Source organism: Acinetobacter sp. YH01007 (genome assembly GCF_013420425.1).
In the GTDB taxonomy this organism is placed as follows: Bacteria; Pseudomonadota; Gammaproteobacteria; order Pseudomonadales; family Moraxellaceae; genus Acinetobacter; species Acinetobacter towneri.
This window is the reverse complement of the sequence record NZ_VOYC01000018.1, coordinates 75,677-87,945: the sequence shown is the minus strand read 5'-3', so window position 1 is coordinate 87,945 and position 12,269 is coordinate 75,677. Positions and strand designations below refer to the sequence as shown.

Here is a 12,269-nt window from a genome sequence, read left to right as displayed (position 1 = left end):
ATAGCAAGAGTGAACCACCTGATCCCTTCCCGAACTCAGAAGTGAAACCTCTTCGCGCTGATGGTAGTGTGGGGTTACCCATGTGAGAGTAAGTCATCGCCAGCTCATTATTCGAACACCCTCAACTAGCGTTGGGGGTGTTTTTTTATGTGGAAAAGAAAATATTAAGAAGAATAATCACATTTTATTGTGTTTAAAATAACAATAAACCCATAATTAATAAAATGTTTTAGACTAATGTTGAATTTTTATTTTTTGTGTTTTGTGTGAAAGTTACACAATCTACTTGAATGGCAAAAGTGGACATGGATGACTGATAAAAATGAAAGTCTTCACTGTAAAAATTGCTATTCAAGCTTACTGAAACACAAACTCACAGGAGGTGAGGAATGGCACATCAAGCAATTAACGTGAATGATGTCATCGATCACGCAAAATTCAAACCATTTCATTTCAATGTCGTGGCATGGTGTCTACTGATCATTTTATTTGATGGCTATGACTTGGCAATTAATGGGGTCGTTTTACCCTTATTGATGGATGAGTGGGGCTTGAGTGCTGTTCAGGCGGGGATGCTCGCGAGTACTGCATTGGCAGGTATGATGTTTGGTGCGATGATTTTTGGTTCTTTGGCCGATAAAATTGGTCGTAAGAAAGTCATCATGATCTGTATCGTTCTGTTTAGTGGTTTAACCTTTGCAGGTGGCTTTGCTTCTAATCCAACTGAGTTTGCAATTTTACGTTTCTTAGCGGGTTTAGGCATTGGTGGTGTAATGCCAAACCTTGTGGCCTTAACTTCTGAATATGCACCTAAAACCATGCGTAGCACCTTAGTGACTACTATGTTTAGTGGTTATGCTGTAGGTGGTGTAATGGCAGCCTTACTTGGCTCATGGTTTACCCCAAGTTTTGGCTGGGAAATCATGTTCTTTATTGCGGGTATCCCATTGTTTTTATTGCCTGTGATTTGGAAATTCTTGCCAGAATCTTTAACCTTTATTGTCAAAGAAAATAAGCAAGATCAAGCCCGTCCAATCGTAGCGCGTTTAGCACCAGATTTAAAAATTACCGAAGACACCACTTTTGAATTGTATCAGGTTGGTGTGCCTGAAGCTGCTAACGTGGTGAGCTTGTTCAAACGCGGTCGTGCAGTGAATACTTTATTGTTCTGGTTAGCGTTCTTTACTTGTCTATTAACCATGTATGCACTCAGCAGCTGGTTGCCAAAACTGATGATGGCGGCAGGCTATTCTATGGACAACAGCTTAATGTTCATGATGGTGATGAACGTAGGTGCAGTCGTTGGTATCGTGGGTGGTGGTATTTTAGCAGACCGTTTCCACTTAAAACCTGTATTGATGTTCTTGGGAATCATGGGTGCATTGGTGATGAGCCTCATGGGCTTCCAATCTAATCAATTCTTGCTTTACATCTTAGTATTCTTGGCGGGTGCAGCATCTATTGGTTCACAAATGTTGTTGTATAGCTATGTGGCACAATATTACCCACTTGCGGTACGCTCAACAGGTATTGGCTGGTCATCTGCCATTGGTCGTATGGGTGCGATTGTGGGTCCAATTTTAATTGGCGGCTTATTGGGTATGAATTTACCTGCACACTTCAACTTTATGGCAGTAGGTTTGCCAGTGTTGATCACTGCAATTGCGGTTGCCTTGATTATGAGTGAAGATGAAGCTGAGCAAATTAAAGCAGGCAAAGCAGTTGCTGCCAAAGCTTAAACTTGTAATGTGCTAAGTTCAAAAGTCCTCAACCTTGTTTGGGGACTTTTTGATTATGGGGTGTGTAAATAGAAAGTGATGATAGATAAAGTTATATACTCAAGACACAGATAAAAAGAAACCCCATCATCCTGACGGGGTTTCTTTGTATTTCGTGTTTAGGTATAACTCCTGTCGTACCTCACGATCCTGGTGCTCAAACCTATTATTGTTGTTTTCTGTTTGGGAAACATCCTGTCTCCTTATGCTTTAAAGAATACCGTAAGCTCAAAATACTGCCTAGCCTCATTTTGCTTCAGTGCATGTAAGCAAAAACTGACAAAGTGATGAATGATACTGACGCTGTTTTTGAGCAAACGATAAAATACCGAGCTTATTTTTGTCCATAAACAGGCGTATACTGATTGCGTGATTGGAGTAAATATGTCTGATTTAGCTGCAGCATCTCATGTTCAGTATGGTACTAAGCCGTTTAAAGCCATTCTTTTTTCGTTGTTTCTAGCGGGTTTCGCTTCTTTTTCGACCTTGTACTGTGTGCAACCGATGATGCCAATTTTGGCCGATTTTTTTACGGTTACACCAACCCAAAGTAGTTTCCCGCTGTCATTTTCTACTGTGGCTTTGGCGATAGGTTTGCTTTTCACAGGTTTTATTTCAGATCGTTTTGGGCGTAAACCTATTATGGTTTTGGCTTTATTTTTAGCTGCCATTTTATTAATTCTGAGTGCCTTACTTCCAATCTGGTCATTCTTTTTAACCACACGAATTTTTATTGGCATTGCTGTGAGTGGTGTAGCTGCGGTCGCCATGACCTATATTGGTGAAGAAATTCGACAGCAAGATATTGGTTTTGCTATGGGGCTGTATATTTCGGGTACGGCCATTGGTGGCATGGGTGGACGTTTAATTGCTGGGGTCTTGGTCGATTTTATATCTTGGCAAGCGGCAACCCTAATTATTGGTGGTTTGAATTTACTAATTGCAATCACCTTTTATATGTTACTTCCTGCATCGAAAAATTTTACAGCGTATCCGATTCGCTTCTCGCGGTTTAGAGATGCTTTTGTTGCCAATTTGGCAGACCGTAAATTAAGAATCCTGTTTTTACAGGGCTTTTTGCTGATGGGCTGTTTCGTCAGTGTTTTCAATTACATCAGCTATTATTTACTAGCTAAACCATTTGAGCTTTCCCAAGTTTGGATTGGGGTGATTTCAATTGCCTATTTGGCGGGTATTTATAGTTCACCGCGTGCGGCAAGCTGGGGCAATCGTATTGGACGTGAACGTGTGTTGCCTATGGTGATTGTCCTAATGTTGATCGCATTATGGTTGATGTCGATTGCACATTTAGCCGTCGTATTGGCTGCATTGGTGCTATTTACCTTTGCTTTTTTTGCCGCACATTCTACTGCCAGTAGTTGGGTGTCGATTCAAGCACTGCAGTATCGTGCAGTGGGATCATCATTATATTTATTTAGTTACTACATGGGTTCGAGTTTGCTCGGTAGTGGTAGCGGTCTGATTTGGGAACAATGGGGCTGGTCTGGTCTGACATGGGTGATGACTGCAGTCTTGGGTGTGGCGCTTTATGGTGCGTGGCGTTTAAAGATTAAACCAACAGCGCTGCGATAAGCATTCAGGATTATTGCTTTAGGCTTATCCCTTTATGCTTTTCTTATTCAGATACCAACTTAGGATATAAAAATAGTTTGCTGATTTTGTGTGTTTTTTAATCAAGCAAGATGAATGGAATTCATGCTAAAATAGTCGGCTTTCATCTTTGATCGACTTTTGATCTTCCACTTCCCAGCCGAGAATTGCAAGCCATGTCTACTGCTTATACTGCTCAGACCGCACCCAAAGCGTTGTTTGATTATGACAAATATTGGGCGTCATGTTTTGAGCCTGCGCCATTTTTGCCGATGTCACGCGAAGAAATGGATCAGCTCGGTTGGGATGCCTGCGATTTTATTCTAGTTTGTGGTGATGCTTATATTGATCATCCCTCTTTTGTATCGGGCGTGATTGGTCGTGTGCTTGAGGCGCAGGGCTTTCGTGTCGGGATCATCGCCCAGCCAGACTGGACCAATGTGGAATCTTTTCGGGTTTTAGGGAGGCCGACCATCGCTTGGGGCGTCACCGCAGGCAATATGGACTCGATGATCAACCGCTATACCGCAGACCGTAAAATCCGTTCTGATGATGCTTATTCGCCAGACAATCAGCCGAATAAACGTCCTGACCGTGCAGCTACGGTGTACTGTCAGCGTTGTCGTGAAGCCTTTCCAGATGTGCCTGTTTTACTTGGCGGGATTGAAGGCTCGTTGCGTCGTATTGCACATTATGATTATTGGTCGGATAAAGTTCGTCGCTCGATTTTAATGGATTCTAAAGCCGACTTATTGATGTACGGCAATGGCGAGCGTTCGATTATTGAAGTGATGCACCGTTTGGCCAAAGGTGAAAAAATCCACGAAATTACAGATGTACGTGGTACAGCATTTATTATCAATAAACATAACCGTGCGTCTAAATCCAAATTTGTTGAAATTGCATCTAATGATGTAGATAGCGTGGGCCGTGTCGATCCAATCATCAACCCTTATGTGATGACCGAAGATTTAGACGGTTGTGAGATTGAAAAAGATAAGGGCAACAACCTCGCGCAATATCAAAATTTCCAGAAAGATGTAGTCAGCAATCCAATTGTTCGTGAAGGTGATCAGCTAGATGCAGATACCCAGATTGTGCAATTGCAGCCTGCTTCAAAAGCAATTAAACACAAATTACCCCCACGTGAATTGGCAGTGATTCGTTTGCCTTCTTTTGAGGAAGTGGCGAATGATCCTGTGCTGTATGCGCATGCTAACCGTATTTTGCATTTAGAAACTAACCCGGGCAATGCGCGTGCTTTGGTGCAAAAGCATGGTGAACGTGATGTGTGGTTGAATGCACCGCCTATTCCGTTGACTACGGAAGAAATGGACTATGTATTCGATTTACCGTATGCACGTTTGCCGCATCCATCTTATGGCAATGCACGTTTCCCTGCTTTTGATATGATCAAGTTTTCGGTCAATATCATGCGTGGTTGTTTTGGTGGCTGTACTTTCTGTTCGATTACCGAACACGAAGGACGAATTATCCAAAACCGTTCTGAAGAATCCATTTTGCGTGAAGTGGAAAAAATTCGGGATACTGCGCCTGGCTTTACTGGCATTATTTCAGACTTGGGTGGCCCGACTGCAAATATGTACCGTTTGCATTGTAAAGACCCTGAAATTGAAAAGAATTGTCGTAAACCCTCTTGTGTATTCCCGGGCGTATGTCAAAACTTACATACCGATCATGCACCTTTAACCCAGTTATATCGTAAAGCGCGTGAACTGAAAGGTATTAAAAAAATTCTGATTGGTTCAGGTTTACGTTATGACTTGGCAGTGTTGAACCCTGAATATGTACGTGAATTGGTGACGCATCATGTGGGCGGTTATTTAAAAATTGCACCTGAGCATACCGAAAAAGGCCCATTATCTAAGATGATGAAACCAGGTATTGGTACGTATGACCGTTTTAAACAAATGTTTGATCGTTTCAGTAAAGAGGCGGGCAAAGAGCAATATTTAATTCCGTACTTTATTGCCGCGCACCCAGGAACGACCGATTACGACATGATGAATTTGGCGTTGTGGCTGAAAAAGAATGGTTTCCGTGCCGATCAGGTACAGACTTTCTATCCATCGCCAATGGCGACCGCTTCGACCATGTATTACACAGGTAAAAACCCACTGGCCAAAGTGGCGCGTTATACCGAAAATGTGGATATTGTCAAAGGCGAAAAACGTCGTCGTTTGCATAAAGCTTTCTTACGTTACCATGATCCAAACAACTGGCCGTTGTTGCGTGAAGCCTTAAAAGAAATGGGACGTGCAGATTTAATCGGAAACTCTAAACAGCACCTGATTCCAACCTATCAGCCGCAAGGCACAGATGGACAGTATCAAACGGCACGTAAGAAAAACTCGACTGTCGCGGGTGATTCACAAAAACGTACGGGGCAAAGTGGTAATCGTGCTCAGAACAGTAATCGTCCGAAGAAAGGGCAGATATTGACTCAGCACACAGGTTTGCCGCCACGTGAAACAGGTGAAAAACGTCCATTTTCACACAAAAAATCTAAGCCAAAATCGAAAGCTTAGTACTTGAAGTTAAGATCCATCAAAAGGCGCTGCAGCGCCTTTTTTGTTTGCTTTTCATTTCATCGGAATTGTCCGACAATCGAATCTGTTAAGCATTGCTTTGTTATTTTTTTGCATGCTATACAGTATTCGTATCTAATGATAAAAACACGCTTAGATGCTACAGCACTTAGACAAAAGGCGGGCTTGTGAAACAAAATTTCTGTTTCTATGATGGTTTTGTCAATGTTTCATGTAGTTTCTTAAATGGAACGTTTAAATATAAAAGCGTGTTATATACTGATTTGATGAAAAAATCGGCATGAAGCCGAAACAACTATAAAAATGATTTTAAGGATTGAATAATGACCATTTATATTTTGATTGGGGTTTTGATACTGATTTTCTTTCTCTTGATGGCGGTTAAGGGCTTGGAAAATAGAGAAAAACCTCAGGACAGTGCACTAAAGCAACGTGCAATTTTTAACTTAAATGAACAGCTGACGTATACACGTTTGCAGGAAATTTTACCTCAACATATCATCTTGGCGCATGTGTCTTTTGATGCCTTGCTGACCACGAAATTTTCACGTACTCGACATAAATACCGCAATATGATTGCCGATTTTGTGGTGTTGGATGCCAATCATCAAGTTGTTGCAATTGTGGCTTTAGATGATTTGTTGATGTTGAAACGTAGCCGCAATGCACAATACCAAGATGAATTGCTGCGTTTGGCGGGTTATAAAGTGCTGCGTTATGAAGATGTGCCTGAATATCACGAATTACGCGAAGCTTTTGGGCAGTCATCGTCATCTTATGCAGATTTAGATGATTTGGATACTGCCTTAAAGAAGTATGATTTTTTAGCGCATTCTGTACGCCATAAAGTGAAGGTATTAGGCTAAACGCTTGCCGCTAAAATCACTAGATAGACAACATGAATCAGCATGTCGCCATGACATGCTGATTTTTTTGGGTATGTTCCTGATCCAATCACATCTGTTATACGTTGGGTTGCTCTTCAGGTTTGACTGCAACCACAGTCATCTCAACTAAAACGTCAGGATGATATAACTTGGCTTCTACGCAGGTACGCGGTAAAGTTTGTATATCTGCCACCCAAGCATCCCAAACTTGATTCATTGCGGCATAATCGCGCTCAATGTCTTTTAGAAAAATCATTACCGACATGATGTGGCTTTTATCTGTACCCGCATCTGCCAATAAACGATCAATCAGGGCAAGTGTTTGTTGGGTTTGCCCCTCAATATCTTGTTGTGTGTCTTCTGCCAGTTGCCCTGCCAAATGGACTAAATTTCCCGAAATTGCAATTTCAGAATAACGTTTTTGGATATGTAGACGTTGAACAGCCATTGGGTGTGATCCTCGCGCCAAGCGATTGGGTATAAAAAGCGTGAGGTATTATAGAGGCAGGCAAGCACGTGGAAAATATGCAGGCAGCAGTCTACTTAAAATAAAAAGTAGTTGAATGGAAAATACGAGGAAAAGAGAGACGGTGTATCAAAGCGGCGAAGTGCCAAGCGCAGAGTTGTCCTGTAATCTTCGGATTTGATCGTCACGCCAATCACAGGACAAGTATGCCAAAAGTAATGGTGATTTTTGACATCTCAGCGTATGTACGGATAAATACATCGCGCGCATAGATTACTCTAAAAAGCACAACTGTGAAGGGTAAATTGTCTTATTTTTATTCTTTTGGCTGAAATTTATACAAAAATAGCTTTAGTATTCATCGGCAAGTATTGGCTAGGTATGTTTTATGTAGAGCGGGAAGTTTACCGCTTTAAAATCCGTGATATTTACGAGTCGTGATATTTACAGTAAAGACAGTTGTGCTTGTTCATCGGCAGAGCTGAGTTGATACAGACCGACCCCAATTAAACGGAATTGATCCTGTGCGGGAATATGCATTTCGTGAAGCAAAAGTTGCAGGACTTTTTCAAGATCGTTTTTGCTCTCAAGTGGCTGTTTAAAACTTTTGCTATGTTGTAAGACCTGAAAATTTTTGAGTTTCAATTTGGCCGATACGCCACGTGCAACATATTGTTTTTTCACTAAACTATGCCAAACCTGATCAATCAAGCTAGACCAGTAAGCTGCACATTCGGCTAAGTTTAAGTCATCATCAAAGGTGATTTCTTTGGAAATTTGCTGGCGCTCACGTTCTGCCTGCACAGGACGTTCATCAATCCCTTGGGCAAATAAAAACAGGCGTTTTCCATATTTGCCAAAATGATGAATCAACAGGTTTTCTTCAATGTGTTGCAAATCGCCTAAGGTATTTAAATTCAAGCTTTTTAATTTTTCCTGCGTGACTTTACCTACGCCTGGAATTTTCTTTAAGGGTAAGTCCTGAATAAACTGCTGCACTTGACTGGGTTTAATCACGCAAATGCCATTGGGTTTATGCCAGTCCGAAGCAATTTTGGCTAAAAATTTATTCGGTGCGACACCTGCCGAGGCCGTTAAACCTGTACTTTGAAAAATATCTGCCCGAATCCGCATTGCGACTTCAGTTGCGCTTGGAATACCTTGTAAATTTTCGGTGACATCTAAATAAGCTTCATCTAAAGACAAGGGTTCAATAAGTGGTGTATAACGCTGAAAAATCTGATGAATTTGTGTGGAAACCTCACGATAGAGTGCAAAATTGGGTTCGAGTACCACCACCTGCGGGCAGCGTTTGCGGGCTTGTGCCATCGACATGGCAGAACGTAAACCAAACTCACGCGCAGGATAGGATGCCGCGGCAATCACAGCACGAGGATGATGCGAAGCAATCACCACAGGTAAATGCTGCAATTCAGGACGACTGCGCAGCTCAACAGAGGCATAAAAGGCATCCATATCAATATGAATGATTTTCCGCATGGCACAAACTAGATGAAGCGTTTAGATTTCAACAGTATCGCATGTTTAGGAAGTCGGTTGTAGCATCGGAGCAAGCGGATAAGGCGTGTTGCTATTCAGCAAAATCACCTGTGTCGATTGCTGTTCTGCATAGTCGATCAAACGCTGTAAACTCCGTGGGCTATGGTCGGCAATGCGGGGCAAAAACTCTAAAGGGCGCGCTAAAGGCTGGAAAAAATTATCCCAATGAATTGGAATCACGACACGAGGGCGCAACGTTCCCACAGTTTCATCTAAATAATGCTGTTGAAAAGCAACCGATTGTTTAGAGAGCTGTGCAATCCCTAAAAATAAAGTATCTACCTGCAAGTGTTGTAATTGTTTAGAAATCGCGCCTGTACTGGCTTTGACTAAAATGTTCTGTTCAGGATGCTGAATGTAATAATCAAAACTGCCGCCTTCTTTAAATTCATAAAAACGGGCAGGTAAGGACAATGGTTGTTGAATTTGTTCACCTAAATCATTATTCACAGCGGTGGCAGGGGTATGCTGTGATGGAATAGCCGTAATCTTAAACTTTCCAATCTGTATTGGTTGGGCAGGATTGACAAGGCTTAATCGAGATTCAGGAATGGCAGCACCACGGGCAATGTTCAAACTACTTTCTGAACCGATGATTTGACTGTGTTTGAGTTGCTGCGCCAAAAATGGCAAATCTAGCGTGTGATCATAATGCGAATGGGTGATCAAAATCGCACGTGTGCGTTGTAATTGATGCTGTTGAATCAACTTGTACAATAAGGCTGGTTGGCTGTCTAACTTGTTCCACATGACTTGTGCAAGAGAGGGGCGACTAAAAAATCCATCAATCAGAATTTGGTTTTCACCATCATCAAACAACAGGGTAGATACGCCAAAATAATGTACTTTTAAGTTGGCATTTGTGGTTTTTACTGGATATTGCCATGCGGAAAATTGTTCTAGTTTGCCTGCGGGGTGTAATAGGTAAAACAGTGCGAATCCTGCACAAATGCTGAGCGTAAGAGCAGCCCAAAGCAGCCCTTTCATAATTTTCATGACGGTACTTTTTTATTGTGATGCGGCTATCTTGTTATTTTTTCTGGCTCAGTTCAAGTCTTGTGGGTTGAATCGCGTTGTCTGTTAAAAAACGCTGCCATTGTTTGCTATTGCCATAAAAAACATTCAGGTCAACAGGGCTGTGAATACCTTTTATTTGACCCTGATTGGTATGTTGCCAAAATAACCATTTTGGCTGACCTGCCAGTTGTGGTTTACCCTGATATTCTCTGACCCAAAGTGGTGTTTGCTTAAAGCTTTCAGTTAATACCATATTGTAAAAGGCTTTAGATACATAAAAAATCGGTTGTTTTTCATAATGTTGATATAGCGCATCATGCATGATTTGAATTTCGCGCAGTAACTGTTCTTTGGTATAGGTATTGATGCAGTTGCTGTCATACTCCAAGTCAATTACAGGTGGCAAACTGTCGGATTTTTTTGGAACAGTCGCAATAAAGTTTTCTGCCTGAATTGCTCCATCACGGCATAAGCGATAAAAATGATAGGCGCCGACCAAAAAGCCATGTTCACGGGCTTTGAGCCAGTTATCCTGAAATTTACGGTCTTTAAAATCGCCCCCTTCGGTGGCTTTTAAATAGACAAAGGCATATTTTTGTGGGGAAATTTTATGCCACTGAACATCGCCTTGATGATGTGACACGTCAAATCCTTGAATCGGATATTCTTCGGTTGCCGCAGGTTGTTGGCGCAACACACCCAAATACAATAAAACCGCCAAAACAGCACTGCCAAGCATCGCAATGGTCATACGATAGTGCGGTGTAAAAGCTGAGTTTTTAGCTTGATTGGACGGTTTGCGCATGTTGAAAAAGCTTCGCGGAGCAAAGTCATATCATAACGTGCAGTGCGGTGTAGCACCATGCGCTTTCGGTAATGGCGTTTTAAACAGCCGTGTGTTTGGGGATATTCCAAAACACTAAAAATGCCAAAATATTTAATACACCCAAACAAATTAAAGTGGCATGAAAGGCACTGACTAACTGTCCTGCGCCGTAATAGGCACTAAACATATTCACCAAAGTACCTGCCAATGCCACGCCAATACTCATCGACAGCATCATAATCATGGATAAAAAACTATTGCCGCTGCTGGCATCTTGTTGAGGTAAATCTTTGAGTGTAAAGGTATTCATACCCACAAACTGCAATGAATTAAGCACCCCAAATATAAAAAAATGCAAGGCACGTAACCAAGTCGCAGTTTCAGCAGTGGTCAGCGCAAAACTAGCAATACACGCCCCGACCAATAACGTATTGGTCAGTAAAAACTGCCGATAGCCAAAACGTTGAATTAAAGGCCGAATAATTGGTTTAGATACCAAAGAACCGAGCACAGTCGGAATCATCATCAAACCCGTGAGAAACGGTTCAAAACCAAAAGCCACCTGTAGCATGATTGGCATGATAAAAGGCATGGCATTGCCCCCGAAGCGGGCAAAAAAGTTACCTAAAATACCAATGGCATATAAGCGATTTTTAAATAAATCGCTGCGAAATAAGGCATTTTGATGAGTATGGGCATGGCGGGCATAGCATGCTGCGGCAATACCGCCAGCCAAGATTAACGCTAAATTCCAAAGCAGATTATGTTGTGGGTTGGCAAAATTTTCGATGCCTAAAGATAAGCCCGCCATCGCCACAACTAATAGGATAAACCCGAGAAAATCAAAGTTTTTAACTTCAGTTTCAGTCACATTTGGCATGGCTTTGATACAAATCCAACAGCCCAAGATGCCCATAGGAATATTGATCAGGAAAATCCAGTGCCACGTGGCGACTTCGACCAACCAGCCACCCAGCGTTGGGCCAATTAAGGGGCCAATCAACCCTGCCAGACTCATCAGGCTCATGGCAGATAAAAACTGGGTGCGTGGAATAATTTTTAACATCGCCAAGCGCCCGACAGGCAAGAGCAATGCGCCACCAATACCTTGAATCACCCGATAAAACAGTAATTCATTCAGACTCGCTGCTGCAGCACAACCCAAAGAGGCAAGGGTAAAAATGATAATCGCTGCAAAATAGGTATTGCGTACCCCAAAACGATCTGCCAACCATCCACTTAATGGAATACACGCTGCCACCGAGAGCACATACGCCACCACAACACTGTGCATCCGCAGCGGGTCTTCCTGCAGGCTATTCGCCATTGCAGGGATTGCTGTATTCACAATGGTGGTGTCGAGCGCCTGCATAAAAAAGCCAATTGAAACCAGAAATACCAAAAGACGGTATTCAGGATGCAGGGCTTGATGGGTCGGTGTTTGGTTCATAACTCGGCAAAATGGACATTTGGTCTAGTTTAAACCATTTTGCAATCTAGCGGACTGCATCTATAAAAACATGAAAAGTGTTTGAAAATTCAAGGAAATGCAAT

Annotated in this window: 9 protein-coding genes and 1 rRNA gene; 5 read left to right on the top strand and 5 right to left on the bottom strand. The window is 42.2% G+C overall.

Annotation, left to right across the window (positions count from 1 at the left end):
* The 5 genes from rrf to FTT74_RS10605 all read left to right on the top strand — a co-directional run.
* A 5S ribosomal RNA gene (gene rrf / locus FTT74_RS10625) occupies positions 1-105 on the top strand; the annotation flags it as partial.
* Between the two features lie 284 nt (positions 106-389).
* A complete protein-coding gene (locus FTT74_RS10620; RefSeq protein WP_096902259.1) occupies positions 390-1,739 on the top strand; it encodes an MFS transporter in 1,350 nt (449 codons plus the stop codon).
* A 423-nt stretch (positions 1,740-2,162) separates the two neighbouring features.
* Positions 2,163-3,371 carry an MFS transporter gene (locus tag FTT74_RS10615; RefSeq protein WP_131261665.1) on the top strand — a complete coding sequence of 403 codons (1,209 nt, stop codon included), beginning with the start codon at positions 2,163-2,165 and terminating at the stop codon, positions 3,369-3,371.
* 194 nt (positions 3,372-3,565) lie between these two features.
* Entirely contained in the window at positions 3,566-5,938 is a 2,373-nt protein-coding gene (locus tag FTT74_RS10610) for a YgiQ family radical SAM protein (RefSeq protein WP_179989007.1), read from the top strand.
* Positions 5,939-6,282: 344 nt separating this feature from the next.
* Positions 6,283-6,825: a DUF2726 domain-containing protein gene (locus FTT74_RS10605; RefSeq protein WP_131261667.1), complete on the top strand. Its 543-nt coding sequence runs from the start codon at positions 6,283-6,285 to the stop codon at positions 6,823-6,825.
* 97 nt (positions 6,826-6,922) lie between these two features.
* Here the strand turns inward: FTT74_RS10605 and FTT74_RS10600 are convergent, their stop codons facing one another.
* The 5 genes from FTT74_RS10600 to mdtD all read right to left on the bottom strand — a co-directional run bounded on the left by FTT74_RS10600 (position 6,923) and on the right by mdtD (position 12,165).
* Positions 6,923-7,294 carry a RidA family protein gene (locus FTT74_RS10600; RefSeq protein WP_104852890.1) on the bottom strand — a complete coding sequence of 124 codons (372 nt, stop codon included), beginning with the start codon at positions 7,292-7,294 and terminating at the stop codon, positions 6,923-6,925.
* Positions 7,295-7,756: 462 nt separating this feature from the next.
* Positions 7,757-8,812, bottom strand: coding sequence for a DNA polymerase IV (gene dinB, locus FTT74_RS10595; protein ID WP_154321163.1), 1,056 nt, complete (start codon positions 8,810-8,812; stop codon positions 7,757-7,759).
* 45 nt (positions 8,813-8,857) lie between these two features.
* On the bottom strand, positions 8,858-9,868 hold the full coding sequence (locus FTT74_RS10590) for an MBL fold metallo-hydrolase (protein ID WP_179989006.1): 1,011 nt from the start codon (positions 9,866-9,868) through the stop codon (positions 8,858-8,860).
* 34 nt (positions 9,869-9,902) lie between these two features.
* Complete coding sequence (locus FTT74_RS10585) at positions 9,903-10,694, bottom strand: GH25 family lysozyme (protein ID WP_373683482.1); 792 nt, start codon at positions 10,692-10,694, stop codon at positions 9,903-9,905.
* Positions 10,695-10,773: 79 nt separating this feature from the next.
* The gene (gene mdtD / locus FTT74_RS10580) at positions 10,774-12,165 is read right to left on the bottom strand and encodes a multidrug transporter subunit MdtD (protein ID WP_179989005.1); all 1,392 of its coding nucleotides are present in this window, start codon (positions 12,163-12,165) and stop codon (positions 10,774-10,776) included.
* Positions 12,166-12,269: the final 104 nt, after the last annotated feature.